Raw genomic sequence first — 24,351 nt, forward strand, 5'->3', positions numbered from 1 at the left:
GACAATAACACGTAGGCTCAGTCGCTTCGCTCCAATTTTAGCCTACGTGTTATTGCCCGTTATGCGGGTGTTAGGTGCTTTAGTGAAAACTGAAAAGGAACTACTTGCTGAATTTACTGAACTTGTCTTTGGGCAAGGTGATTCAACAATGAAGTTGACTAAAGCTCATATAATGACCTTTCCAATTTCAGATGTACGACAAGTAGCACAAGACGCCTTAGAAGTTTGCTCTCATATGAAAATTACTCAACGAGAAAATTTAGAGTCAGAACTACTGAATCTTGGTTTACCATCGCTAGTAATTTTAGAAAACCAATCATATAAAACTTTTCTCAAAATTACTTCCAGAGGTAGAATTACCAAAGAGGATGATTGGAGGATGGTGCGCTCCTTATTGGATACGGACACACTTAATGAAAACCAAAAAATTTATGCAGCGGAGTTATTAGATAGTTTTGAATATACACGCACCTAACAAAAACATTATGTTCATTCGCTGCGCTCATTGGGACGCAAACTCGCTGGCTCAGCTCATTCTTCGCAAGTATAGCCAACAAGCTTGCGCCCCATATGTTAAGCGTTATGTGCTTTAAGGTATCTGATGCTGTCAATCACCAATGAAGATAAAGAGAATCAACTTAAACGTTATTGTCAACACTGGTTAAACTTACTTGCCACAAATGAATTTGAAGGTGCGGCAAAGCTCATTGATATCAAAAATAACTACGGTGTTGTATGGGCAGAATCCAAGCTAAGAGACGCAGTTCAAGGTTATTTTGGAAGCAGTGTCCCTGTCAGTTTTCAAAACGAAGATATAGCGAATTGTTACCCTGAGTATCTAGAAACCGATTCAGGCTCATTGATCTTCGGCTTTTACTTACCTGCTAATGGTGATATAACAGACTTAACTGTTGAATTTGAGTTCGTACCAACAGGAAATCACGAATATGCTGCAACAATCAACGATGTTCACGTGCTCTAGCATGCACGCACATAACAAGTTGCCTAAGTTCGCCGCAAAAAGCGCGGCTGGGACAAATACTCACTGGGCTTCGCCCAACAACGTTCGCATTTGCCCCTTGGCAAAGCGTTATGTCACTTCAAAAAGAGGAATTTTATAAATGGGATCTATTGGAATAACCCAAATATTACTAGTATTTATTATTTGGTGTTTGCCAATTATATTAATAGTTAAATCTACCAAAACGACTGGTGGCGAAAAGTTGGCTTGGGTTTTAGCAATTGTTTTTATCTCTTGGTTAGCATGGATATTTTATTTACTTCTAGCACCTATATCTAATAACGGTAATATGCATAATAGCTAAATAATGTAAAGTTACATAACAAACGTATGTTTCTGACCCAAACTCGCTGGCTGTGGCTCATTCTTCGCCAAGTTTAGCCAACAAGTTTGTGCAGTAAATACGGGGTGTTACATGACATACCAAAATGGAGAATTAGAGAATTAATATGGAAAAAATAGTTAAGTTACAGCTGGCATTATTCTTTAATAATTTAATATTAAGGCCAGATAGCCTCATGAATGGCATAAACTCATCAATGGGAAATCTTTTTGATGCGATGCCGCAGATATTACCAATTCCGGCTGATGCCCCAGCAGATATTCCAAGAGTTCAAATGCGTTCGGAAAATGGTAAATACAATTGCAATATTTCTTGCTCTAGAGTCGACTTTATTTTAAATGGGGATTTCACTGATGAAGCTAGCTGGCCTGATCTAACACGTGATTTCATGGCGAAAGTTAAACTATTTTCTAGCAAGGTATTTGATGACTCAAAAATAAACCGGTTTGGTCTTATTGGTAATTTTTTTATACCCGACAAGTCATCTTCCACATCAATGACAAAAAAGTATTTGAAAGTTGATTTAAATACTGCAGAGGAAATTAACCTTAGATTTAACAAGAGGTCTTCAAGTCATGGGTTTCAGCTAAATAATATTACATCAGTGAATACTGCTATTTTTGAATTGAATGGCAAGATTGATAAAGGTATTTTTATTGAATTAGATGTTAATAATATACCAACAGAAGATTCTGTAAAATCAGACAACTTGCTCCAGTTAATTGAAAAGCAAATACCTTCTTTTTCTCCAGATAAGGTTAAAGGGTTGGTGAAATAATGAGTGGGTCTTCAACAAGTCAATCAGCCATTCCTTCAAGTTCGTCTGCGCTTCCTAATGAACTGCAAGCATGGCAGCAAAAAGCAATTGAAAATGCAGCCAAACCTAAAACCCCAGCCCAGATACGTGCTGCGGGCGACGTGAAGGTGAAAGTTGGAGTTTTATGCTTAGTCGGTTTGATCTGTTCGATTCTTGCTATTTTTGGTGGTGTTGTTTTTGTTAGAACACCTGAGCATGCAAAAGATTTTTGGGTGATTATAGCGCCAATCATTACCGCTGGAGTGACTGGAACAATTGCATTCTTAACTGGTGAAAAAGCAGGCTCTGGAAAATAATCATGTAACAAAAACATGTTTAGGACTGCTTTCTCCGTGGCTTCGCCACTACAAAAGCAGCCCAAAATGTAAGCGTTATATGCAAAAGGAGAATCGCGTATGAATATCAATGCAACACTATTAGGAGAGATAATATTTTTCTCTGGGATCGTTATCGGCGTTCTTAGTTATTATTTGGCTAAACGTAAAACTAGCACACCTAAAATAGCTACATTTATAGGCGTGCTATTAGCATTTATTCCGCCACTCGGTTTAATTTATATTGCCATTCTAGTGTTAAAAAAAGACATTAATCAAAATAATACTGGTGAGGCTGTTGAGTAATTTGCATATAACAAACAAATTATGGCGGGACGCGCAAACAGCGCGCGCCGCTTATTTGAGGCGTTATACGCAATTGGTCAGAATAACTTTTTAACATCGCGGTAAAAGTTTTCATGAGAGCCAAGTGCTATCAATTCAAGTATTACAGTGCCATCCTCGTAGCTGTAACCGAGTAAGGTTAACTGTTTAACCATCTTGAACTTGTACACGCGAAGAAAGGCTAGGTCGCCTTTTTTTTGCTCTCCTAGTAGAGGATCGTCCATCAGTTCCTTTACTGCTTTATCCAAGTCTTTTTTCTGGTTCTGATGTAACTTCTTTACTGCTCTCTTGAAATTAGCTGTCTGTAAAACACTGGTAATCTTAGCCAAAATCGTAAGGCTCCAACTTTCCTGCCTCTTTTTCCGCTTTGGAAATAATTGCCTGTTTTACGAATTCGTATGGTAAATCAGGATTATCTTCCATCATTTCGCCTATCTTTGCCCAATGCTCAATCTGTTTTGGCATAGTTCGGTTTAGTGCTTTTCCCATAATGGTCGCTTTCTCAACTAAATTCTGGTCTAGTCTTACGCTCGCTGTTGCCATAACATGTCTCCTAATAGTTCACCATCACATTGTAGCAATGCGCTACAAGTGTGGCAAGTTGCGTATGGTAAACGCATTAACACTCGCTGCGCTCGCTAGGGACAAAAACACGTAGGCTCCCTGCGTTTCGCTTGGTATTTTAGCCTACGTATTTTTGCCCGTTATGCGGGTGTTAGTGTTCAATGAAAATTAGACCAAGTAACAAATTGCTGTTGAAAATGTTAAAACGCATATTAATTATGTGTTTGTTATTTTGGCTACCTTATGAAATATGGACGACTCCTGCATTTTACTGTGTTGATTTGTTGGTGATTGAATTTTGTGGCGAAGAAAATAAAAATGGTTTGCTTTATTTCGTTTTCGGATTGGATGCATTGCTAGCTATTTATCTTTTACTCCCATTCTTTGCTTTTAGTGCATTAAAATTTACTATCAGGTCAAAGAACACTAACAAATGAATTATGTTGTTCATAAACTCACTGGGACAAATACTCGCTGGCCTTCGGCCAAAGCACTTGCATTTGCCCCATATTCAAATCGTTAGGCGCTAAGTTGTACCGCGTTGCGCAATACGCTACACTCCTTCTATGATTAAGTCATTTAAACATAAGGGTCTGAAGCTGTTTTTCGAAAAAGGAAAAACTTCAGGCATACAGACTAAGCACGCGAAAAAACTTCGTATGCAATTAGCTGCTATCCACACCGCACAAGATATTGATGACATTAATTTGCCCGGCTTCTCTCTTCACCAACTCAAAGGAGAAAGGTCTAATATTTGGTCGATATCAATCAACGGTAATTGGAGAGTAACTTTCGAGTTCACGGATGGTAATGCTTACATCTTAAATTACGAGGATTATCACTAATGAATATGCATAACCCACCACATCCTGGTGAATTTATTGAGTCCATTTACATGGAACCACACGGCATAAGTTGCAGGACACTTGCGACTCATCTTGGTGTTGCCGCTTCTACACTAAATCGTGTCGTTAAGGGAAAAAGTGCAGTAACGCCAGAAATGGCATTAAGGCTATCAAAAGTATTAGGGCGCAGCCCTGAAAGCTGGCTTAGCATGCAAGACAATTACGAGCTATGGCAGGCGAAGCGGAACATCAACTTGGATAACGTGCAGCCAATAGATCTGCATGCCACCTAACAAAAAAATTAAGTTCGCCCGCTGTGCGGGCTGGGACGCAAACACGCAGGGCGGCTTCGCCATTATACCCTACGTGCCTGCGCCCCTTATTGAAAAGTTAGATAACCATGGAAAAAATTGTGCTCGTCTTATTCTTTCTTTTACTTTTCAGTAGCGAGGCCAAAGCTGAATACGATCCTTGCTCACTTGATAACTATCCAGTAGTTCAAACAAAAGAGTTAGGTCATTCGCCGTCTATCGAACACCCCGCCGTGTATTTAGCCAACGAAAACTCTAGAGTTTATTTGTCGGTATCAGATTTAATCGAACTTTCTACATCGAACCCCAACCCTTATATTCCCTACCTAGACGAAACCATTAATTACTTTACGAACAGCCTCAAAGTAATAACAAAACCAGCCAAGAACATTAGCTTCTTACAACCTGATTTAAGCTCCTTGGAAGGGAAAGAGCAACAAATTGCTATTAACGTTTATAGTTTCATAATCAAAGGTTTTCAAGCGGGCCTTTTCAATTCAAAAGCAATGGTTATGGTTAATGGCAACATTGTTTCTTCCAGCATATTCACCCTTCAAAAAGGTGAAGAACCAAACCCAATTGACGAATACAGTAAAGTGCATAAGATTAAATTCATTAGTAATGGAACACTTATTTATGACTCGTGTTGGATGGATAAGTAAGTCATCTAACAAAAAAATCAAGCTCGCCCGCTACGCGGGCTGGGACGCATACACGCAGGGCGGCTTCGCCATTATACCCTAAGTGCCTGCGCCCTTATTTAAAAGTTATGCCTCGGGGGAACAATGAGTAATATTCGATTTAAAGATGGGCGAGAACATAGGCTTACAATTAGCAAACCTACAGAAGCTGACCCAGTTTTGATTGCTTGTCCTAAATGCTCAAGTAAAGCTGTAGTTATTCCCCTCGGGGAAGATAAAGTCCGAGCATCTTGTGTTGAATGCGGATATACCATGGATAAATCATCAAATGGGCGTATATTTTATTGGAATAGCGATAACCCAACTGATGGTCACTTTGGTTTTGACTTATGGTTAAGAACTAATTGTGTTGGAAATTCTCTATGGGCTTTCAATAAGGAGCACTTAAAGTTCCTGGAATCTTACGTTTCAGCCAATCTGAGAGAGAGAAAAGAAGATGAAGAATTGGGTTGGCGTAATGCTTCCTTAGCGAGCAGGCTACCCAAATGGATAAAATCATCAAAAAACAGAATTGCACTACTGAAGGCCATAAATGAGCTTAAAGCAAAGGCATAACAAACACAGGTTGTCGGAACGCGTTTCCGCTCCTTCGTTGCTACAAGTCGTCCCCAAATGCGGACGTTAGCTGTCAGGAGAGTCATGGACTGTAGCGAATTCAAAAAATGTTGGATTGAAGGTGATATTAATTCCCTCGATAGTAATCTCCAAGAAATGGTGATGGATCATTTTCGTTCTTGTTCGGAATGCAGCTATGCAGTACTTGTAGACACCCTTGAGAAAAGAGGAGTGGCCGTAGCTGATTACCCTTGTGCTCATATGGCCCAATATGCAGAGTTCTATTGTGAACAGCATCCGAACCCAAAAGATTGCAATGATGCCACTATACATTATGATGAAGTGTTCGATGAATATTCCATTCCGCATGGTGATGGTAACAGCCAGCTTACTATAAATAATTGCCCATGGTGCGGCGCTAAGTTGCCAGAAAGTAAGCGGGATTTATGGTTTGATACTCTGGAATCGATTGGCTACGATGATCCTTGGGATCAAGAAATACCTGAAAAATATAAATCGAAGTCATGGAGGCAACACAGCTAAAGCGGGCGTTAGGTGCTACAAAGGATTTTTTATGGAAACAGGTTTTTTAATACTCTCAATATCCTGCTTAAGCGGTTTTATATATTTAATCATTGGCTATCTGCTTAGCTTCAAGCAAAAAGCGGATGTGCTTAACGGAATAGATTTTTCTAAAATTTCCGACCTACCTGCTTTCTGCAAATACGTAGGTAATAGCTTTTTATTATCATGTGTAGTACTAATCTTAGCTGGGGTTTTGGTTTACTTAGCTTATTTAAACCTTTTACTGTTTATAGCTATTTTTGTTTTCTTCTCGGTATTGCCCATTATCAATGTCGTCAAAGCTATGCGTAAGTTTCAAAAAAGTGCTTCGTAACAAAGCGTGGCGAACAAGCCAATCAACACATTCACTACGTTCGCTGGGACGCATACACACGGGGCGGCTTCGCCATTATGCCCCACATGGCTGCGCCCGTTATTGGAAAGTTATGTGCAAGTAATGAACAAATGACTATTCACTTTTCTAATTGCGTTGAAGTATGGGAAAAAATCTTTTTTTGGATGCCTATCCCAACAATACTCATCGCTATTTTCTCAGGGATTATGCTTTTTGGTCAAGAGAATCCCCCTAATTGGAAAAAACACAAAAAACGTGTAATTATTTTTGAACTGTTAGGACCTTTACATCCACTGGTTACAACCAAATATCTTAAGGCCGAGGCTGTAAAATATCGGTGGTGGTTTTTTGTTTCAGTAATCTTATTAATATTCTGGGGTGTTGGTTTAGGTTATGCCCCAATTTGTACGCAAAACACATAAAAATTAATATGCGGTTCTTTGGATCCGCATCATTTAACTGTTAGGTACTTTAGTGAAAACTGAAAAAGAGCTTCTTGCTGAATTTACTGAGCTCGTCTTTGGACAAAGTGATTTGACAATGAAGTTGACTAAAAACCATATAATGACTTTTCCGATTACAGGTGTTCGTCAAGCAGCTCAAGATGCCCTAGAAATTTGTTCTCATATGAAAATTAAAGAACGTGAACATTTAGAATCTGAACTACTTAAACTCGGTTTACCATCACTAGCAAATTTAGAAAATAAATCATATAAAAAATTTCTTAAAATCACCTCCAGAGGTAAAATTACCACAGAGGAAGATTGGAGGTTGGTTCGCTCCTTATTGGATGCGGATACACTTAACGATAATCAAAAGTTGTTTGCAGCAGAGTTATTAGATCGTTTTGAATATGCACGTACCTAACAAAAATACAAACTGATCTCCTTTCGGCAGTTTGTTTAGGCGTTATGTTTTTTCGCAAGCCACTAGGATTTTTTAACAAAGGATTTGAAGTACATGAAGTTTATCAAGGTTACAACGCTCATTTTGAGCGTCGCTATCATTGTAGCAATACTCTCATACCAGAAAATCATCTCAAATATATTGCTACCACAGTATATTCATTGGGCGGTTGAAATAGATAAAGAAGGTTTGAAGTCTGGAGTACCTCTAAATGCACAAGAATTATCCTTAGCAAAAGACATAGGAATTCAAAACCCAGAAAAAGTAAGGGTAATATATGTGGAAGAAGTTCCGTTCCCGTACGAAAACTTTGCGCTTAAAACACTAGGTGAAGCACTCGGGTTCATTGGTGAAGGTATAATCAACAACGCTCAGGTGTTCGGATACTCAATTTATGTTCGTAATGGTTACGTACTAAATAGGCCAAAGCTAGCTCATGAATTGGTACATGTACTTCAAATTGAACGAACCAGTCTTGACCAGATAATAACTCAGCATTTCTCGGATTTAGCAGAGTATGGTTACGATAAAGCACCTTTAGAAGTTGAAGCGTTTAAAGCGAATAAAGAATATGCGAGCGATTGGTAACCATGCGTTATAGGAAAAAAAACATAAAAAAACGCTCAATGAGACAAAAACACAATGCCGCTTCGCATTTTAACATTGCGCTTTTCCCGTTAGCTTAGCGTTATGCTTTATGAATAAGGTTTTAGAGTTAGCATATTTTATAGTTTTATTGTTTTTTCTTACTGAAGGAAGAACTCTGTTGGTGCTGGCTTTAGTATTTTCTTATTCAGCATTTTTATATTTCAGAAACAAAGTGGTTCTTTGGTTGTCTGTAATATTTTATGTTTGGTTTGCTATTTTAGAGATATTACAGGTAGCTGAATTTCCTTTAATTAATGACGATGAATATATTTTTGGTATCGCTTTTTATATTGTTTTATTTATACCTCTCATCATTCAGATTATTCGGAGTAATAAAACATAACATAGGCATTGAAATGGACTATTTACCTAAGCAGTCATCTAAATATACCTTTGAAAATGACTTTGCTTTCAGCCGACCTAACTTTAAATGTTTATTACTAGCAACTGATTTAGGGGGGCTTTTTAACACCTGAGTAGGAGAAGGTGGTGACACCTAACCTACTCGGTAAATTGTTAAAGATATTATTTGATAGCTTTACGACGACGTAAGCCAAGCAAGCCTAGCCCGACCAGCAATAACCCTGCCATTCCAGGTTCAGAAACCGTGGTTACATCAGTAGTAGTGGTATCAAAATTATCAAAAGATAAGTTGTTAGCGTCAATTAAAAGATTACGATGGCCGCTATTTAAAGTGTTTACAATGGTGTAGTCAAAAACAACCGTTGACGTATTGGTAAATGTAAATGACGCTGCAACATCAGCTTGGTCCTGATTGAAGGAGTCTAAACCATCTTGTCCATCTACAGCATTGGTTCCTTTTCCTGATGCTGTAATAGATCCATCTGAATTCTCAGAAATAGTAAGTGCTGTGGTTGTGGTGTATTCAACAACTGAAGGAGTGTAAACGGTCACTTCATCGTAATAAATATTGCCAAATTTGCGATTACCATCAATATCATAGAAAAATAAATTGAAAGAAAAGTCAAAGTTAGGTGAAAAGACTTCAGTGAATTCACTATCTTCATATAAAGTGAATGCGTAAGTCGTTGTCGTATTACCACCCTGATTAATAATTATATCATCAGCGACAGAACCACTGGTTGTGCTACCACCATCTTTATATAAAGTTAATGCAACAATTTGTGCATACAAAGATACATCATTAAAGGTAGCGGCCGGTGACGTAAAACTTAGAGAACTTGAACTCAAAATTTCTGATTCAAGATTAACCTCACCAAAGTCAAGATCAATTACATCTGCATTAGCCATAGAAGAGGCCATTAAGATACTAGCTAGTACTATTTTTTTCATATTTTACTGATTCCAATTTATACACCGAAACCCCTAGGCACATACCGTGCCAAATAGTAAGCTTATGATTTTAAGTTTATTATGTTGTTTTTTTTGGGGTGTTTTAATTAACTGTAAAAATAACTGACAGTGTAATTTGCTTCATTTATTGTAATAGTTTTGCTGAAATAACAGCACTTACTTAACAAGACACCCACTTACTTAACAAGATACTTAACAAGACACCCATTCTAAAAAAGTAGTTAAATCTCAGCTTTGCTCTAGGCTTTAGTGTGTTAATTGAAGGGGAAGTAACAGGGCAAAGTTATGAACATAGGCGTGGCTGTATAGAAAATGGGTTGTTGGGCCTGTATTTTCTATAGATATATGAGCCTATGCTAACAATACTTAACAAGACACCCATAACCATGTAACCAAGACACCCATAGCGTAAGAAACAGATCACCCTTACCCGATTAATTTCGTTTTGACTCCGCGAATAATAGCTGTCTCTGCTTAGCTCGATCCCTAGGTTTGTTTATGGGATTATTGAGGCTTTTACTTTGAATCTTTAGCCCTAGGTCAACTCTTTTAAGCTGGGTACTTTACGCAGATGAATAAATTATTATTAATTTAATGTATAAAGTATTTCAACTATTTACTATATTATCAATAAAAAAGATATAGCGTAAACTTCGTTTTAATTATTTTACAGGCTTTATTAGAAGTCATTTATTAAGTAGGACGGAATGATTATGTCTCATCAAATTATCAAAGATTTAAGCACACGCTACACTGCAAAAAAATACGATAGTGCAAAACGTATTTCAGCTGAAGATATTGAAGTGATTAAGCAAGCTATTCGTTTGTCGGCTTCTTCAATTAATTCACAACCTTGGAAATTTATTCTTGTAGAAAGTGATGAAGGTAAACAGCGTTTACACGATACTTTTGCTAATAAACATCAGTTTAATCAACCTCATGCAAAAGAAGCATCACATACACTTTTACTTGCTTATGATCCTAAGTTTACCAAAGAAAAGTTTGCCAAACGTGTTGATGCAGAAGTGAGTTCAGGTCATCTTCCCGCTGAAATGTATGACAACTTTATGGGCGCATATGCCTTTGCTGAAATGAATACCGACGAAAATGGCAACAATGCAAGTTGGACCAAAGCGCAAGTGTATTTAGCCCTTGGTAATATTTTACATACCTTGGCCCGCTTAGGTATTGCCTCAACGCCAATGGAAGGAGTGGATCCTGAGTTAATTGGTGAAATTTTTGAAACAGAATTGAATGGTCATGTATGTGAAGTGGCCCTAGCTATGGGTTATCAGAATAAAGAAGAGGACTGGAACTATGGTTTACCTAAAGCTCGCCTAGCGGTGAACGACATTATTGAAGTCGTCTAAGGGCGGTTATTCAATATCAACGTTATTGCCGTTAGATTGTGGTTAGCTGTTAGGGTTAACAGGAATTGATTAAGCCGAGATTTTCTCGGCTTTTTTTAAGATTGACTCATATTCAGGGTTAACCCTGTATTGCTAATATGCTTCTCGTGAATTAGCGTTTTTAAGGTAATAAGAAGCCTTAAGTCGAGTTTGTTGATATCCACTAGTTTTGTCGTTAACGTTTGCGGGTAAAAAGTCCAATAATATTAACAATGAGGCGGGCTACTAATAGCGGCACTCCTATTAAGGCCAAGGCTTTTACGAAAGGCAATATGAATAGCACTGCCCCAGGAATATTGGGTCTACCTTCTCCTTCGCCGCCGTGGTGCCAGCCAGCAGAGTTGATATCAATAGCAAATTGCGTTTGCTCAAGCGCTATCATCAGTATGCCAACGAGTAGAGATATTCCAACAACAATAGTAGAACGCGATTTCCAATTTTTCTTTACAAACTTCATGACACCGCCTTCTTTTTCATTTGTACGATTAGGGTTTTAATCCAACGGAAATGAAGGGCTAAATGTAGCCCCAATATAGGCATAATCAGGGTGGCTGAATCGTGGTGCATCTTCGACCAAAAATCTTGTATTTCTAATGGGATCCCTAAAGCAGGAAACAATGCAACAGACACCAAGAAACCGCTAACCAACACGAATAACATCAGTAAATATAAGGTGTAGTTTAGAACAAAATTATAACGTTCTCGCAGTGTTTTAGCGCGCATAAGTTGTTTGAAGCTGCTAAGAAACCAGTGCCAGTGCAAAAGGATATGGATCACAAAAGGGATGAGGAATACTAGGCTCAGCCATTCGTGTAACACTATTCCTGTAGATTGTGGTGCGAGCACAATGAGAAAGGACACCAGCAATATGGTGTCCATCACAAATCGGGTCTTTTGTAGGTTATCTTGCCAACTTTGCTTAGCAGTTGTTGCGCTAGTCTTCATGCATTAGTACCTGACGCAAAATGCGCTTCAAGTTTAGGTTTTACAACTAAGCTCATTAAACACGCCATTGCAATACCTATAGGCAATGCTGCTACTAGGCTTAATGCTGCTTCTTTAAAGAATAACTCGAATGAGGGGAAGCCTCGATTGCTCGCGGTTGTCACCAAAGCTAAAATGGTTTCCATGATAAACGCCATAGTTAGACCATGTATTAAATTGCGTTGTAAAACCGTAAATGAACCAAACATTTGTTGTACTGCTTTGTTAACGAAATAAAAGATAACACCGCCACAAGGCAGCATAATCAAAAATGCAAAGGTGAAAGCTTCTAACCAAGTTGGAATGAAAGCTTGTTCTGGTTGAATACTTACGGATGTCATAATGGCCGTTAATAATCCAGTCAGTAGCATGGCTACAGGCAGTAAAACTACAATTTTTTTGATATGGTTCACAATGATTTGACTCTTCTATTTGGTTGACCTTATCAACTTTAATGGGTTGGGTTGATAATGTCAACTAAATTTCTGGTTGTCATGCTGAAATTCAATGTCGCCTGTGAAAAGTACCGGCATTCTTATGTCACTATAGAAACGGCAAACGTTTTTAAAATTGAAAAAAACTTGTCTGTAGCCAGTATTTCGAACATGTACACTCTTTATCATCGACATCTGATTTAATCCTTACTTTTTTCATGGCTAGGCTAAAGAAATTGAGAGGTTTGGAGTGCTAGTTGATTTGTCGAAGAGCAAAGAGCTAAAGTTGCTCTATGGCAAATTGTTTGGCAGTCTCATATAGTTGTTCGCGAACTAATGCAAAACTTTAAGTTTAGGTCATAGTATCGCAATTCCCAGAGAGCTTTCATGGTGCGTCATGAGAATATATAGTTATTTGATGCTTTCGTTGGGTTGTCAATATGACCAAAATGATGAGTCTGAAATAACCAATATAACTAGAGATCAGTTCGATGCAAGAAGAGAAAGAGTTCACTAGTTTTTGAAGGTTTTTTTAGTGGAAATATGCCAGTTAATGACATCCTGGGTTATTAAGTAATGAAATGCACTGCTAACAAAAAACCACAAAAACGCGAAAGTCAGCTATTTTTTACGCCTCCCCGTTTTTGCTAGAGCAAAGAAGGTCTCACCTTGCAGGTCTCTGGTGTGGGTGTAATGTAGCAATTTAATGGTCAAATTTTGGAGTTGTTTTGAAGAAAATTATATTCGTTTTAGTTGCAGTTGTTGTCGGCTATTTTATAAATTTAAAATTTGTAGAGCTAGCTTACACACTTGGTTTTGCAGAGCTAAAAAAAGAGGCTGTCTTAATTAACTCGGAAAAAATGAAAGTCAAATGTCGTTCTTATGCACTTGGCTGGTTTGATGAAATTAAATTAGAGAATAAGTTTCAAGCATGTGTCAACGAACATGAAGCGAATGGCTATAAGATTATTGACAGTTCTAGTACATATCAAACTGTTAGATAGCGACAAAAACTCGTTGGATTTTGTTTCTTGTTCTTTAATTTCGCCAATATTTATTCACCTCTTTATCCGGCATTCCAAACATTTTGATGAAACCAAGTTCTATGGAAGCCAAGGCTGTTTATCGAACTAATACCCTTAATTTCAGTTCAATCGCTATGGCCGTGAGTGCTTTATGTCTTCTTAGAGGCTTGTTGCTAACCCCATTAATGTTTAGTAAACCTGTAAAAATTTGGTTTAAACAGAATGTGGGTTTCAATTCTGATAGCTATACATACTTTTTTCTTTCATTGATTTTAATTTTGGTTGGTTTGGTGAGGTACTTATAACAAGTTAGTTAAATCACTCTTTGTTTAAAGCATTAGTTGTCTAAGTATTTTAGCCGCATTTTGCGCGTTGTGGCATTTTTATATGAAAGGGAGGTGTGAGTGAATATTATTCCATTGATAGGAGGCATCGGGTTCGGCTCTCTAGGGTTGTTCATTCTTTTTGATTATTACCGATTTAATAAAGGGGCAATAAAAGTATACGGAAAGATTCTTCGTTATGATGAATATGAATCTAAAAACAAAGATGGACGCATATGCACAATGTACCGACCTAGTTTTGACTTTTCAGCAAATGGAAAAGTTTACGAAGTAAAATCGAAAACATCATTTAATTCTAAAATTATACCCGTAGGAAAACGTGCAAATGTGCTGTATCAACAAGGTGATGAGTCAAACGCTCGGCTAGCTAAAGGAAATAGTTATTGGTTAGGCATTCTATTTATTGGGCTCTCAATACCTGCAATTTACTTTGGGGCTCAATAACAGTTATTAAAGTTATTAAGACACCCATGTTTAAAAATCGTGAACTACTGCTTCCTATGCTCAGGGAATTTGCAGCTTTTTTGATATAGGGATGCTAATACCAGTTATTAAGACACCCATGTTTAAAAATCGTGAAATACTGCTTCCTGTGCTTAGGGGATTTGCAGCTTTTTTGATATAGGGATGCTAAAGCCATTATTAAGACCCCCATGTTTAAAAATCGTGAAATACTGCTTCCTGTGCTTAGGGGATTTGCAGCTTTTTTGATATAGGGATGCTAATAACCATTACTACCGAGCTTACGAAACTAGGGTGTACTCTTGTAAGCAATTTGATTCCGACCATTTTCTTTGGCCTGAAAAAGTAACTGGTCGGCCTGCTTTATACAGTTATCTAAATTGTTGTCTGTTTGCATAACTGCTATGCCGCCGGAAAGTGTTACTTTGAATCTTTCACCTGCCGATTTAAGTGTTAGCGCCGCGACCTGGCTTCTTACTCTGTCTGCTATTTGGAAAGCTATTTCAATACTCTCAGTGCTCAACAGTGCTATAAACTCTTCTCCTCCCCAGCGGCCTAGTTTGTCATCTAAGCCTAAAGAATTTTCAATTTTTTGAGATATTGCAATTAAGGCCTCATCTCCAACATCATGTCCATAGGTATCGTTTATACTTTTGAAATAATCAATATCAAATAAAACGATACTGAAAACCTGATTGCTTCCATTTGACTCTGCTAGCTTATTTATAGCCGCCTGGGTAAAGCCCCTGCGATTATATATATTTGTCAGAGGGTCCAAATCTGAAAGTTTACGTAATTTGTCGTTAACGAGTGCCAAATCTCGAGTTTTGTTAGTCACTTCATTCGCTAACTGCTGTGAACGCATGTAGAAACTGTAAGAGCGCCAGCGAGCATAGGAGTAAATACTGAGCAGTGCTAATACTATCCAAAATACAATCGCGACATTTGACCAATACCAAGGTGGTGAAACTTTTATATCCATCGACACATGGTCTGATATCCATTTTCCATATCTATTGGTGGCTTTAATTTCAAGTACATAGTTGCCGGCATCTAAAGATGTATAAGTGATTGAGCGCTTGTTGTTTTTGAGTTCCTGCCATTGAGAGTTAAAGCCAATTAGCCTATGTGCATATTTTATTTTCTCTGGGGCAAACAGTTCGGTTGCCGCAAACTCAAAAGTTACTACTATGTCACGATGTTCTAGTGCTAAAGACAAATCATTGATTGATGCTAAAGGTTTGTTAGTTGCGTTAATTTCGCGACTACCTAGATCGTCATTTAATATATCGATATTTGTAATATGTAACTTAGGGTTACTTTTAGGTCTTACAATTTCGTCGGGATGAAAATGCGTTATGCCGTCTGAACCAGCAAAAAAAATACGACCGTTTGAGTTGATAGATTTTCCACCAATAAAGTATCCGCCTGCAGCTGTTCCATCAGCACTGTCGTAAAACTCTAACGTTGATAAGTCTGCTGCTATTTTAGCAATACCTTTTATACTGCTAACCCAATAGTTTTGCTGCTGATCTTGCGCTATTGCGGCTATGGAAGCATCTTTCAAACGGCTAGTAGGAAATAGCTCTGAAAAATGTAAACTGCCTGACTCTTCATCTTCTGTCATTATGAACAAGCCCTTTGATTGAATTGCCACTAAATACTGGTTTTCAGATTTTTTGGATATCCATGATACGTAGTTACCTGGCAAAGAATTAGGCTGGCTAGCATGGTGTTCATAGTTAACTTGGGTTTGTTCACGGGGGTTTACTTTTACTAATCCTTTAGGCGTTGCTAACCATACTTTTTCTGGTCCGCTAACGTGGATACCTAGCACTCTGTCTGATTCATAATGATGAATAATTTCAGCCGTTTTTGGGTTATAGTGGTACATTCCATTCGATACGGTTCCTACATAAAGATTTCCTTGCTTGTCGCTCTCTACAGAGTATATGGGTATGCCTTCAAAACCAACACTCACTATACCGTCTGCAGTGCTATTTAGACGAGCTAATCCCACTCTCGTGCCTATCCATAAAACGTCGTTCGTAGCTGAATAATATGTGCCCAAAAGAATATTATTCGTGCCTTGGTTAATGTCACCATCTTCAAAGTTTAATAACTCACTTGTATCTAAGTTTGGTGCTACCTTCCAAAGGCCTTCAGGGGAGGTTGCCCAGAGAGTCCCATGTTTATCTACTTCCGTAGCATAAGCGACTTTATTTTGGTTTATAACAACCTTTCGAAATAGCAATGATTGTGGAGAAACAATACTAAAACCACTGACTAACGTTCCATATAGTACTTGGTCTGATGAATCGATGAATAAAGCGTTTATTTTTGATTTATTATCTGAATCTGTTTTTGATGTTTGCAGTAGGGTGAGTGCTTGCCCATTTTTCATCTTTTGAAAAATATTTAGACCGGAGTTAGTGGCCACCCAAATCTGGCCCGACTTTGTTTGTTCAATGTCGTTAACAATGCCATGAGAAAGACCTTGCTCTGTGGAAAAATTCTGTGTTTTGATAAGCTCATAATTCGTGTCAAAGGTAAAATGAAACAGGCCTTTGCCGTTTGTTCCAACCCAAAGATTTTGATTTGAGTCGATAAATACAGACCATACTAAAATATCACTAACTAAGGTGGGTAACCATTCTTGGGTGAGGGTGTTTAGCCTAAGTACGCCCGCGTTAGTGGCAAAATAAAGTACATTTTGCTGATCAGAGTCTATGTCAAATATGGTCAACTGTTTGGGAGGGTTGGGTATTAATACTTCACTGAAACTCTCTGCTAAATTTGCTTTAGTGAATAGCTTTGTATCTGCTTCAAGCCATAGATCGTTATTTTGGTCAAAATGCAAAGCTGATATTCGTTGATACCCCTCTCCTACCTGCGAAGAGAGGTGAATATCTTCCATTTGTCCTGATTCAGCATTGAATCGATGTAGCCCGTTTGTGGTAGCCAGCCATAAGTTGCCATTCTCATGATTAAGCTCAAGATCGTTAATGCGAGTTGAGCGCAAGCCACTTTCCGAATTAGCTGTTTGCTCAAAATTGACGAAAGAAAAACCGTCAAACCTATCTATTCCTCTTTGAGTCGCAAGCCAAATATAACCATTTAAATCTTGTTCAATGTCATAAACGGTTGTTTGAGATAAGCCATCTTGAGTTGTCAAAGTACGTTTAAATAGCAAAGCTTCACTGACACTCGAAGAATGAGCATATGCTATGACGCCAAAAATAAGTGTGAAGCTAATCCATAAACGCAATGCTGTTACCTCTTTATACATGTTTTTCACATAGTGCTTGGCTATAAATCCGCAGATATCTTATAAGTCAGTTTTACGTTGATGACAGAAAAAGACGGCATGGTTTTCTTATTGTGTACCTATGATAGATTTTGCTTATCTCTCTAGCATTTAGTTTTAAAATGCTACTTGAAAAGGTGGTTTCTTCTTGGACAAAAGAGTTTCTGGAAACACCCTGTGCGAAGCAGCATGAAAGAATAATCTGCAACAGAAGCAACAACAAACGAAGGTAAAAAATACCAGCAAGGGAATTAATTATGAAAGGTGAAGATAATTTGTCAACAATGAAATCACGTCAATATATTTAAACTGGTAAATCGTATAATTCAGTGACTATCTATATTGCTGTATTTGCTGTTTCGAATTCCTTCGAGTTAACGACTGCTTTTTTCAGTAATCGCCTAACTGCTTTACCTACTATAAATACGTTTCCTTCAAGTAATTTTATCAAATTTAGCTCACTGTAACCTTTATCAACGGTTGCAGTTTTCTGACGGTATGGTTTAGTCTAGGGTAATAATTTTAATCAATGTTGTTATGCTAACGGCTTATGGCGGCATGGCATCGATAGGCAAATTGGTGAAGTAAATTCGGATGTTAGCTGGAAGAGAGTCATAAATATGTTCACTCGAATAATCTTTCTCTTAATTGTCGATTTTTCGCTAAATAGTATTACTAAAACAGTATTAGGTGATATCTCAGCCAATTTATTAGGTAAAGATAGTAAAGGCGATGTTGTTACCTTGAAAAATCATAAAGATAAAATTGGAGTGACATCCTTTTGGGCGGCTTGGCGATTGATGGTCTATCGAGCTCAACGTGAGGCCACTTCGCTAGTTCGCGTCCTTCAGTGCTTAATTTTCCGAATTATCATTAAAGAGTGGCGCCCCTTGCTGCGCCTTGAGAGATTCCAGTGAAACTTACAGGTAAACGAACGTCTTACCTAATTTTGCTTATTATCATCATCGTGCTGGGTGCATGGATGATGGTGAACAAATTGCAGGGGCCAGAGTTGGCTGTATATCGTATCCAAAGTAAGCCATTGGTGCAGACTGTGGTTGCGACTGGACGGGTTACGTCGGGATCGCGGGCTCAAGTAGGCGCACAAATTTCCGGTGTGATTGCCGAGCGTCTTGTTCGCGAAGGGGATGATGTTCAGGCTGGAGACGTATTGGCGGTGCTGCATGACAATGAACAACTCGCTCGCGTTAGAGAAGCACAAGCTGCGCTTGCAGAGCTTCGTGAATCGAGTAAACCGCAGGCCGATGCGACGTTGAGGCAGGCGGAAGCGCGGTTTGAGCAGTCCAGCCGCGAAGCGCAACGTCGAAAGGATCTATTGCAACGAAAACTAATTTCCCATGAAGCTGTAGAACAGGCCGTTGAACAGGAAACTGAAGCGCGGGCAGCGCTTGAGCAAGCCAAGTTTGCTGCTGAGATGTTGGCTGCTGGCTACCCAAGTGATGTCGCTGCCAGCGAACGCTTGGCGGCCGCACGCGCTGCACTGGAAAAAACAATAGTGCGCGCCCAAGTCAGTGGTACGGTGTTGACACGAAATGCTGAGCCGGGCGACGTTGTGCAACCTGGTCGCGTGCTTTTTGAAATTGCTCGTGCTGGCCAAACTGAATTACTGGTGCCGGTGGATGAAAGGAATCTCTCGGTCTTGGGTTTAGAGCAAACGGCGTTATGCGTAACGGATGCCTATCCAGATCGTCCGTTTTCGGCTACCTTGAGTTTCATCGCGCCAGCGGTGGATCCAGAGCGTGGCAGTATTGATATTCGTTTACAGTTAGAAGCTATTCCAGATTTTCTGCGTCAAGATATGACGGTCACAGTTAATATCGAAACCGGTCGACGGGAGCGCGCACTTGTCGTGCCCAACGATGTACTTGATGATATTGACGGCAACTCAGCACACGTTTGGAAAGTCAGTAATGGTCGCTTGCAGCGCACGAAAGTGAAGATTGGCTTGCGCGGAATGGGGCAAACAGAGATTACTAATGGATTAGTAAACGGCGACCTAATTATTGCCAACATAGACTCTGCGCTGGAGGATGGCAGACGGGTGCGTACCCGTGAAGATGATGTAACACTACCAACCAAGGTAACTGATGCAGCTACCGCTCGCGAAACGCCGGTTAAGTTTGAATGACAGGCATATGGACCGAATCGACAATCGCTATTAGGTTCTTGCGCGAAGGTCGCTCACAAAGTGCGTTAATTCTAATCGGCATTGGTATTGGGGTTGCCGTTATCGTGTTTATCAGCGCACTGATCACCGGCCTTCAAGACAACATCATTGATCGTACTTTGGGTACCCAGTCACATATTAGGTTGTCGGCCCCCGATGAGGTAAACCACATTCTAGCGCTAGCTGATGCTGATGACAGCGTACAGCTAGTATTGGAAAGCAAGCGTGCGCAACGACTGCGCTCAATAAATAACTGGTTGCAACTGCGTGATGTGCTAGACACATTGCCAAATGTGACGGCGGTATCACCCATTATTTCCGGACCAGCATTTGCTCGTCGTGGTGAAGCGCTTGAGTCGGTGGCACTGGTCGGCATAGACAGCGAGCGTTACCAGCGGATTCTGCCCATCAGCGAAGACATCATTGAAGGCGTTTTCGAGGTCGGTGCTGGTAAAACTGTGATTGGCAAGCAACTGGCTATTGAGCTTGGCGTCAGTGCCGGCGACAAGCTAAGATTGCAGACTGGGCAAGGCGGCGACAGTGTGTTGAGTATCGCCGGAATTTTTGAGTTAGGGGTGCGTGAGCTTGATGCGCGGTATGTTTACTTAGATATGAGTCAGGCGCAGTCATTGTTAAACCTGCCTGGTGCGGCGACGGTTATCGACATGACTGTCACCGATATTTTTCGCGCAGACATTATGGCGACACGCATAAGCCGACTGACCGACCAGAAAGTTGAAAGTTGGATGGAAACTAATGCGCAGCTGCTGAATGCCTTGCAGAGTCAAAGCTTGTCGACAAATATGATCAGCATGTTTGTAGGTTTGAGCGTGGCGCTGGGTATTGCTAGCGTGCTCTCGGTAAGCGTTGTGCAGCGAACCCGAGAAATCGGTATCTTGCGCGCCATTGGTATCACACGTACTCAGATGTTGCTTGTATTCCTTATTCAGGGTGCACTATTTGGGCTGTTTGGCTCACTGCTGGGCGGCATTAGCGGTTATATGCTGGTCTGGATCTTTAACACGTTCGGGCCGGGACTGTTTTTCATTCCGGTGGATCTCAGTTTGCTGGTGGCTGCTACCGTGCTGGCAACTCTGACTGGAATCATTTCAGCTTCGATTCCAGCATACCGTGCAGCGCATCTTGATCCGGTAGAGGCAATCCGTCATGTCTGAAGTCGCTGCCTACAATCAGCGCCAAGAGGTGCTGCGGCTAAAAGGATTGAGGAAGAGTTACAACCTAGGTCTGCCAACTGAAGTAGAAGTGTTGCATGGGCTTGACCTTAGTCTTCAGCGCAGCGACTTTGCCGCGCTGATTGGAACATCCGGTTCAGGCAAAAGTACTTTGCTCAATCTGATTGGTTTACTCGATACGCCAACCGCAGGAGAAATCGAGGTGCTGGGTGAGGCTACCCGAACCAGTGATGACAGTCGGCGCACCGCTTTACGTGGTAGCAGGATCGGATTTGTATTTCAGTTCCACCATCTTATTCAGGCTTTCACGGCCCTAGAGAATGTCCTCATGCCGTTGATGGTCACTCATGGAAAGCCTAGCGCCGAGCAGCGCGAGCTTGGTCATAGTCTCCTCGCCGAAGTGGGCCTGGCCGATTACGCTCAACGCAAACCTGATCAACTATCTGGAGGTCAGCAACAACGTGTGGCTGTTGCAAGAGCATTGGTAACCCAACCTGCCCTGTTACTGGCAGACGAACCCACAGGCAATCTCGATAGCAAAACTGCAGACGAGGTCTTCGCCTTATTTCGCATGTTCAATCAGAAATTTGGTTGCGCCGTACTTTTGGTTACACATGATGCGAAACTATCCGCTCAGTGCGACCGCATAATAACGCTCGCAGACGGCAGCATCGCTAGCGACACAGGGACTTACTAAGACACCGACTTAATAAGACACCCATAATATATGGTTAATAAGACATCCATAAGAAAGTGATGATTAAGTGGTAATTTTTGTTAGATGTTCTAGGCTTTAAGTTACTAAAATAACCAAGGATGGTTAGCTATGCCTCAATCACGTAAATCTCAAATTAGTCTCATTGATACGCCCTATTATCATTGCGTTTCCCGCTGTGTTCGTCGCTCGTTTTTGTGCGGTGAAGATAAGTTTACGGGACAAAGTTTTGAACATAGGCGGGGCTGGGTCGAGCAACGTTTACTTTTTTTGGCCTCTGTTTTTGCCATTGATATCTGTGCTTATGCGGTCATGAGTAACCATACTCATATTGTGTTGTGTGTGGATAAAGAAGAAGCCGATAACTGGTCGTTAAAAGAAGTGGTTTATCGTTGGCATCAACTGCACAAAGGCACAGTACTTAGCCAGCGGTTTATGCGTGATGAGTCGCTCAGTCAAAGTGAGCTAATCACATTGAATGAAACGATTCATATTTATCGTCAACGTTTGTATGATGTCAGTTGGTTCATGCGCAACCTCAATGAACACATAGCCAGAGAGGCGAATAAAGAAGATAACTGCACGGGTAGATTTTGGGAAGGACGATTTAAATCTCAAGCATTATTGGATAAGCCAGCCGTTTTAGCTTGTATGGCCTATGTAGATTTAAACCCAATTCGAGCCAAAATCGAAAAAACGCCAGAAACCTCAAAACACACCAGTATTCAACAACGTATGCGGGCATTAATTAAAGATGAACAACCAAAAAAATTGATGCGTTTTGTGGGTAACTATAAACAAAATATGCCTAAAGGTATCGCCTTTAGTCTTATCGATTATTGTGAATTAGTGGATTGCACTGGTCGTTGTATTCGAGAAGATAAAGCAGGTTATATAGAGAATCATCATAGTACCATTTTAGAACGTCTTGGCCTTAATTCGGCCCAATGGATAACGCTTACCACAGAGTTTGAAAAACACTTTCACACTGCGGTAGGCAGTGAGCACATGATGCAACAATTTAAACGACATATAGGCCATCAACGAATACGAGGGATAACAAAGGCCAAAACGTTATTGCAGCAATTCTAAAGAACTAACTATCCAAATTCATTTAAAGCACCCCACACGATGGGCAATTCTTGCTGCTAGGAATATGAGTTAAATTAATATTAATGCTGCATTAACCCTCAGATATTCAAAAATCGCCGCATATTTTTATTGCAAACCTCAAAGCAACTTGATGTAAAACACTTTTTACTGTTGATTCGTTTGAAATTGGTTTTAACTATGGGTGTCAAGGTAAAAAATTGGGTGTCTCAATACTCTATACTAGACGTTGTGATTATTAAATTGTGATTTACCATATCAATCAAATGCAGTGAGGTACGCACCCACTAACTGAGTTTAATTCATTGCCAAATTTAGGCGTGAGTTTGTTTTGTGTTGCTATACATCATGTTATGAATAGAGAATCGAAGTAAATGCCTGAACCTAACACATTGAAAATAAAATCATTTGCAGCACCTGCTGAGCTCGGGCAGTGGCTAAAGTTAAATCATGCAACTGAAACTGAATTGTGGATCAATATATTCAAGAAAAGTTCTGGAATTCAAAGTGTGACTTGGAATGATGTGGTAAAAGAGATCTTATGTTGGGGGTGGATTGACGGTATAAAGAAATCCTTCGATGCTCAATCTTATCTGCAGCGAATCACTCCCAGAAAGGCTCGAAGTAATTGGTCTAAAAGAAACACAGAACATGTTGCACTATTGATAAGCGAAGGTCGAATGATGGAGCCTGGTCTTGTGTATGTGAATGCTGCCAAAGCTGATGGGCGTTGGGAAAAAGCTTATGTGGTGAGTGAAATTGAAGTGCCCGATGATTTCATCGCAGCACTTGAAAGCCAACCCCGCGCAAAACAGTTTTTTGAAACCCTTAATAAATCAAACCGATATGTTATTGCTTATGGCCTAACGAGTGCGAAGAAAGCTGAAACGAGACAAAGACGATTTACAAAATACATGACGATGCTTGCTCATCAGGAAAAGCCTCTTTAGATTGCAGTTACAGTTGAAACAAACACAAAATATATGGCTAAGTTCGGCGTTACATATATTTCAATTATAAATAAACCATTTAACACTGCGTTATCTGCAAAAAGGATGTGAATGCAAAAAAATAACCTACTCATTATCGCTGGTTGCTTAAGCTTCTTCGCAGCGCTGCTGCATATTAGTTGTATCTTTGGTGGACCTGACTGGTATCGATTTTTCGGAGCTGGGGAAAGAATGGCCCAAATGGCAGCTGCGGGAGACTCCTATCCCACAATTGCTACCTTAGTTATCGCCTCCATCCTTTGTGTTTGGGGGCTTTACGCTTTTTCTGGTGCGGGTTTAATTTTTAAATTACCGTTTTTAAAAACATCTTTGCTGCTCATCACGGCCGTATACCTTATTCGTGGCATTGCTGGCTTCATACTTCCTTTTGTAATATCAGATCCAGTGGTGCATCAAAACTCAATTGCCTTTTGGTTGGTGAGTTCTAGCGTTTGCTGTGTTTATGGGGCTTACTATTTATTGGGTACAAAGCGGTTATGGAATTAGTCTTGCGGGCTTTGCCGTGAATTCATCAAATTACCGCGTTTTTGACGAGATGACTTTCCA

Annotated in this window: 32 protein-coding genes; 25 read left to right on the top strand and 7 right to left on the bottom strand. The window is 39.9% G+C overall.

Annotated features, from left to right (window positions below; all coding sequences use genetic code 11):
- From Q4574_RS13125 to Q4574_RS13150, 6 genes are all read left to right on the top strand, one after another.
- Positions 1–475 (top strand): hypothetical protein (locus Q4574_RS13125; protein WP_303474596.1); only part of this gene is annotated, 475 nt, incomplete at its 5' end.
- A 126-nt stretch (positions 476–601) separates the two neighbouring features.
- The gene (locus Q4574_RS13130; RefSeq protein ID WP_303474597.1) at positions 602–982 is read left to right on the top strand and encodes a hypothetical protein; all 381 of its coding nucleotides are present in this window, start codon (positions 602–604) and stop codon (positions 980–982) included.
- A 139-nt stretch (positions 983–1,121) separates the two neighbouring features.
- Positions 1,122–1,325: a hypothetical protein gene (locus tag Q4574_RS13135; protein WP_303474598.1), complete on the top strand. Its 204-nt coding sequence runs from the start codon at positions 1,122–1,124 to the stop codon at positions 1,323–1,325.
- Positions 1,326–1,470: 145 nt separating this feature from the next.
- Positions 1,471–2,142 carry a hypothetical protein gene (locus Q4574_RS13140; RefSeq protein ID WP_303474599.1) on the top strand — a complete coding sequence of 224 codons (672 nt, stop codon included), beginning with the start codon at positions 1,471–1,473 and terminating at the stop codon, positions 2,140–2,142.
- Positions 2,142–2,477: a hypothetical protein gene (locus Q4574_RS13145; protein WP_303474600.1), complete on the top strand. Its 336-nt coding sequence runs from the start codon at positions 2,142–2,144 to the stop codon at positions 2,475–2,477. The genes Q4574_RS13140 and Q4574_RS13145 overlap by 1 nt, the downstream gene beginning before the upstream one ends.
- A gap of 99 nt (positions 2,478–2,576) precedes the next feature.
- Positions 2,577–2,801: a hypothetical protein gene (locus Q4574_RS13150; protein WP_303474601.1), complete on the top strand. Its 225-nt coding sequence runs from the start codon at positions 2,577–2,579 to the stop codon at positions 2,799–2,801.
- A 77-nt stretch (positions 2,802–2,878) separates the two neighbouring features.
- On the opposite strand, the gene Q4574_RS13155 is transcribed toward Q4574_RS13150, so the two are convergent.
- Positions 2,879–3,169 (bottom strand): type II toxin-antitoxin system RelE/ParE family toxin, encoded by a 291-nt coding sequence (locus tag Q4574_RS13155; RefSeq protein ID WP_061997674.1) that lies wholly within the window; start codon positions 3,167–3,169, stop codon positions 2,879–2,881.
- A complete protein-coding gene (locus tag Q4574_RS13160; protein WP_013784548.1) occupies positions 3,162–3,383 on the bottom strand; it encodes a hypothetical protein in 222 nt (73 codons plus the stop codon). The genes Q4574_RS13155 and Q4574_RS13160 overlap by 8 nt, the downstream gene beginning before the upstream one ends.
- A 587-nt stretch (positions 3,384–3,970) precedes the next feature.
- On the opposite strand from Q4574_RS13160, the gene Q4574_RS13165 reads away from it, so the two are divergent.
- The 10 genes from Q4574_RS13165 (at position 3,971) to Q4574_RS13210 (ending at position 8,632) form a co-directional block, all read left to right on the top strand.
- Positions 3,971–4,249: a type II toxin-antitoxin system RelE/ParE family toxin gene (locus tag Q4574_RS13165; protein ID WP_303474602.1), complete on the top strand. Its 279-nt coding sequence runs from the start codon at positions 3,971–3,973 to the stop codon at positions 4,247–4,249.
- Positions 4,249–4,542, top strand: a complete 294-nt coding sequence (locus Q4574_RS13170) for a HigA family addiction module antitoxin (RefSeq protein ID WP_303474603.1) — start codon at positions 4,249–4,251, stop codon at positions 4,540–4,542. The genes Q4574_RS13165 and Q4574_RS13170 overlap by 1 nt, the downstream gene beginning before the upstream one ends.
- Positions 4,543–4,649: 107 nt before the next feature.
- Positions 4,650–5,222 (top strand): hypothetical protein, encoded by a 573-nt coding sequence (locus tag Q4574_RS13175; RefSeq protein ID WP_303474773.1) that lies wholly within the window; start codon positions 4,650–4,652, stop codon positions 5,220–5,222.
- A gap of 123 nt (positions 5,223–5,345) precedes the next feature.
- Complete coding sequence (locus tag Q4574_RS13180; protein ID WP_303474604.1) at positions 5,346–5,816, top strand: hypothetical protein; 471 nt, start codon at positions 5,346–5,348, stop codon at positions 5,814–5,816.
- A gap of 84 nt (positions 5,817–5,900) precedes the next feature.
- Positions 5,901–6,359: a hypothetical protein gene (locus Q4574_RS13185; RefSeq protein WP_303474605.1), complete on the top strand. Its 459-nt coding sequence runs from the start codon at positions 5,901–5,903 to the stop codon at positions 6,357–6,359.
- A 31-nt stretch (positions 6,360–6,390) separates the two neighbouring features.
- Entirely contained in the window at positions 6,391–6,714 is a 324-nt protein-coding gene (locus Q4574_RS13190) for a hypothetical protein (RefSeq protein ID WP_303474606.1), read from the top strand.
- A gap of 131 nt (positions 6,715–6,845) precedes the next feature.
- Positions 6,846–7,157, top strand: a complete 312-nt coding sequence (locus Q4574_RS13195; protein ID WP_303474607.1) for a hypothetical protein — start codon at positions 6,846–6,848, stop codon at positions 7,155–7,157.
- A gap of 52 nt (positions 7,158–7,209) precedes the next feature.
- The gene (locus Q4574_RS13200) at positions 7,210–7,602 is read left to right on the top strand and encodes a hypothetical protein (RefSeq protein ID WP_303474608.1); all 393 of its coding nucleotides are present in this window, start codon (positions 7,210–7,212) and stop codon (positions 7,600–7,602) included.
- A 93-nt stretch (positions 7,603–7,695) separates the two neighbouring features.
- Positions 7,696–8,229, top strand: coding sequence for a hypothetical protein (locus tag Q4574_RS13205; RefSeq protein WP_303474609.1), 534 nt, complete (start codon positions 7,696–7,698; stop codon positions 8,227–8,229).
- A 109-nt stretch (positions 8,230–8,338) separates the two neighbouring features.
- A complete protein-coding gene (locus Q4574_RS13210; RefSeq protein ID WP_303474610.1) occupies positions 8,339–8,632 on the top strand; it encodes a hypothetical protein in 294 nt (97 codons plus the stop codon).
- Between the two features lie 182 nt (positions 8,633–8,814).
- On the opposite strand, the gene Q4574_RS13215 is transcribed toward Q4574_RS13210, so the two are convergent.
- Entirely contained in the window at positions 8,815–9,603 is a 789-nt protein-coding gene (locus tag Q4574_RS13215) for a PEP-CTERM sorting domain-containing protein (protein ID WP_303474611.1), read from the bottom strand.
- A 734-nt stretch (positions 9,604–10,337) separates the two neighbouring features.
- Between Q4574_RS13215 and Q4574_RS13220 the strand changes: the two genes are divergently transcribed.
- Positions 10,338–10,994, top strand: coding sequence for a nitroreductase family protein (locus tag Q4574_RS13220; protein ID WP_303474612.1), 657 nt, complete (start codon positions 10,338–10,340; stop codon positions 10,992–10,994).
- 214 nt (positions 10,995–11,208) lie between these two features.
- On the opposite strand, the gene Q4574_RS13225 is transcribed toward Q4574_RS13220, so the two are convergent.
- Genes Q4574_RS13225 through Q4574_RS13235 form a run of 3 tightly spaced genes read right to left on the bottom strand, consistent with a single transcriptional unit; the run spans position 11,209 to position 12,430 of the window.
- Positions 11,209–11,490: a hypothetical protein gene (locus tag Q4574_RS13225; RefSeq protein ID WP_303474613.1), complete on the bottom strand. Its 282-nt coding sequence runs from the start codon at positions 11,488–11,490 to the stop codon at positions 11,209–11,211.
- Entirely contained in the window at positions 11,487–11,978 is a 492-nt protein-coding gene (locus Q4574_RS13230) for a DUF4405 domain-containing protein (RefSeq protein ID WP_303474614.1), read from the bottom strand. Before Q4574_RS13230 ends, Q4574_RS13225 begins: the two co-directional genes overlap by 4 nt.
- Entirely contained in the window at positions 11,975–12,430 is a 456-nt protein-coding gene (locus tag Q4574_RS13235) for a DUF2798 domain-containing protein (protein WP_303474615.1), read from the bottom strand. The genes Q4574_RS13230 and Q4574_RS13235 overlap by 4 nt, the downstream gene beginning before the upstream one ends.
- Positions 12,431–13,179: 749 nt before the next feature.
- Between Q4574_RS13235 and Q4574_RS13240 the strand changes: the two genes are divergently transcribed.
- Positions 13,180–13,455 carry a hypothetical protein gene (locus tag Q4574_RS13240; protein ID WP_303474616.1) on the top strand — a complete coding sequence of 92 codons (276 nt, stop codon included), beginning with the start codon at positions 13,180–13,182 and terminating at the stop codon, positions 13,453–13,455.
- 425 nt (positions 13,456–13,880) lie between these two features.
- The gene (locus Q4574_RS13245) at positions 13,881–14,264 is read left to right on the top strand and encodes a DUF3592 domain-containing protein (protein ID WP_303474617.1); all 384 of its coding nucleotides are present in this window, start codon (positions 13,881–13,883) and stop codon (positions 14,262–14,264) included.
- A gap of 307 nt (positions 14,265–14,571) precedes the next feature.
- On the opposite strand, the gene Q4574_RS13250 is transcribed toward Q4574_RS13245, so the two are convergent.
- Positions 14,572–17,550, bottom strand: a complete 2,979-nt coding sequence (locus tag Q4574_RS13250; protein WP_303474618.1) for a diguanylate cyclase — start codon at positions 17,548–17,550, stop codon at positions 14,572–14,574.
- Between the two features lie 1,021 nt (positions 17,551–18,571).
- On the opposite strand from Q4574_RS13250, the gene Q4574_RS13255 reads away from it, so the two are divergent.
- From Q4574_RS13255 to Q4574_RS13280, 6 genes are all read left to right on the top strand, one after another.
- Positions 18,572–19,738 (top strand): efflux RND transporter periplasmic adaptor subunit, encoded by a 1,167-nt coding sequence (locus Q4574_RS13255; RefSeq protein ID WP_303474619.1) that lies wholly within the window; start codon positions 18,572–18,574, stop codon positions 19,736–19,738.
- Entirely contained in the window at positions 19,735–20,952 is a 1,218-nt protein-coding gene (locus tag Q4574_RS13260; protein ID WP_303474620.1) for an ABC transporter permease, read from the top strand. Before Q4574_RS13255 ends, Q4574_RS13260 begins: the two co-directional genes overlap by 4 nt.
- On the top strand, positions 20,945–21,667 hold the full coding sequence (locus Q4574_RS13265; protein WP_303474621.1) for an ABC transporter ATP-binding protein: 723 nt from the start codon (positions 20,945–20,947) through the stop codon (positions 21,665–21,667). Before Q4574_RS13260 ends, Q4574_RS13265 begins: the two co-directional genes overlap by 8 nt.
- 129 nt (positions 21,668–21,796) lie before the next feature.
- Positions 21,797–22,777 (top strand): transposase, encoded by a 981-nt coding sequence (locus tag Q4574_RS13270; protein ID WP_303474622.1) that lies wholly within the window; start codon positions 21,797–21,799, stop codon positions 22,775–22,777.
- Between the two features lie 392 nt (positions 22,778–23,169).
- Complete coding sequence (locus Q4574_RS13275) at positions 23,170–23,745, top strand: YdeI family protein (RefSeq protein ID WP_303474623.1); 576 nt, start codon at positions 23,170–23,172, stop codon at positions 23,743–23,745.
- 111 nt (positions 23,746–23,856) lie between these two features.
- Positions 23,857–24,291 carry a hypothetical protein gene (locus tag Q4574_RS13280; RefSeq protein ID WP_303474624.1) on the top strand — a complete coding sequence of 145 codons (435 nt, stop codon included), beginning with the start codon at positions 23,857–23,859 and terminating at the stop codon, positions 24,289–24,291.
- Positions 24,292–24,351: the final 60 nt, after the last annotated feature.

The sequence above is a fragment of the Aliiglaciecola sp. 3_MG-2023 genome, assembly GCF_030548205.1.
Taxonomy (GTDB): Bacteria; Pseudomonadota; Gammaproteobacteria; order Enterobacterales; family Alteromonadaceae; genus Aliiglaciecola.

Excerpts from the sequence above, each read along its gene's own strand:
- Q4574_RS13265 (WP_303474621.1), top strand. The coding sequence starts at position 20,945 with ATGTCTGAAGTCGCTGCCTACAATCAGCGCCAAGAGGTGCTGCGGCTA.
- Q4574_RS13185 (WP_303474605.1), top strand. The coding sequence starts at position 5,901 with ATGGACTGTAGCGAATTCAAAAAATGTTGGATTGAAGGTGATATTAAT.
- Q4574_RS13280 (WP_303474624.1), top strand. The coding sequence starts at position 23,857 with ATGCAAAAAAATAACCTACTCATTATCGCTGGTTGCTTAAGCTTCTTC.
- Q4574_RS13220 (WP_303474612.1), top strand. The coding sequence starts at position 10,338 with ATGTCTCATCAAATTATCAAAGATTTAAGCACACGCTACACTGCAAAA.
- Q4574_RS13170 (WP_303474603.1), top strand. The coding sequence starts at position 4,249 with ATGAATATGCATAACCCACCACATCCTGGTGAATTTATTGAGTCCATT.
- Q4574_RS13225 (WP_303474613.1), bottom strand. The coding sequence starts at position 11,490 with ATGAAGTTTGTAAAGAAAAATTGGAAATCGCGTTCTACTATTGTTGTT.
- Q4574_RS13195 (WP_303474607.1), top strand. The coding sequence starts at position 6,846 with ATGACTATTCACTTTTCTAATTGCGTTGAAGTATGGGAAAAAATCTTT.
- Q4574_RS13130 (WP_303474597.1), top strand. The coding sequence starts at position 602 with ATGCTGTCAATCACCAATGAAGATAAAGAGAATCAACTTAAACGTTAT.
- Q4574_RS13180 (WP_303474604.1), top strand. The coding sequence starts at position 5,346 with ATGAGTAATATTCGATTTAAAGATGGGCGAGAACATAGGCTTACAATT.
- Q4574_RS13205 (WP_303474609.1), top strand. The coding sequence starts at position 7,696 with ATGAAGTTTATCAAGGTTACAACGCTCATTTTGAGCGTCGCTATCATT.
- Q4574_RS13165 (WP_303474602.1), top strand. The coding sequence starts at position 3,971 with ATGATTAAGTCATTTAAACATAAGGGTCTGAAGCTGTTTTTCGAAAAA.
- Q4574_RS13260 (WP_303474620.1), top strand. The coding sequence starts at position 19,735 with ATGACAGGCATATGGACCGAATCGACAATCGCTATTAGGTTCTTGCGC.
- Q4574_RS13270 (WP_303474622.1), top strand. The coding sequence starts at position 21,797 with ATGCCTCAATCACGTAAATCTCAAATTAGTCTCATTGATACGCCCTAT.
- Q4574_RS13215 (WP_303474611.1), bottom strand. The coding sequence starts at position 9,603 with ATGAAAAAAATAGTACTAGCTAGTATCTTAATGGCCTCTTCTATGGCT.
- Q4574_RS13210 (WP_303474610.1), top strand. The coding sequence starts at position 8,339 with ATGAATAAGGTTTTAGAGTTAGCATATTTTATAGTTTTATTGTTTTTT.
- Q4574_RS13140 (WP_303474599.1), top strand. The coding sequence starts at position 1,471 with ATGGAAAAAATAGTTAAGTTACAGCTGGCATTATTCTTTAATAATTTA.
- Q4574_RS13145 (WP_303474600.1), top strand. The coding sequence starts at position 2,142 with ATGAGTGGGTCTTCAACAAGTCAATCAGCCATTCCTTCAAGTTCGTCT.
- Q4574_RS13150 (WP_303474601.1), top strand. The coding sequence starts at position 2,577 with ATGAATATCAATGCAACACTATTAGGAGAGATAATATTTTTCTCTGGG.
- Q4574_RS13135 (WP_303474598.1), top strand. The coding sequence starts at position 1,122 with ATGGGATCTATTGGAATAACCCAAATATTACTAGTATTTATTATTTGG.
- Q4574_RS13175 (WP_303474773.1), top strand. The coding sequence starts at position 4,650 with ATGGAAAAAATTGTGCTCGTCTTATTCTTTCTTTTACTTTTCAGTAGC.
- Q4574_RS13230 (WP_303474614.1), bottom strand. The coding sequence starts at position 11,978 with ATGAAGACTAGCGCAACAACTGCTAAGCAAAGTTGGCAAGATAACCTA.
- Q4574_RS13255 (WP_303474619.1), top strand. The coding sequence starts at position 18,572 with ATGATGGTGAACAAATTGCAGGGGCCAGAGTTGGCTGTATATCGTATC.
- Q4574_RS13190 (WP_303474606.1), top strand. The coding sequence starts at position 6,391 with ATGGAAACAGGTTTTTTAATACTCTCAATATCCTGCTTAAGCGGTTTT.
- Q4574_RS13160 (WP_013784548.1), bottom strand. The coding sequence starts at position 3,383 with ATGGCAACAGCGAGCGTAAGACTAGACCAGAATTTAGTTGAGAAAGCG.
- Q4574_RS13275 (WP_303474623.1), top strand. The coding sequence starts at position 23,170 with ATGCCTGAACCTAACACATTGAAAATAAAATCATTTGCAGCACCTGCT.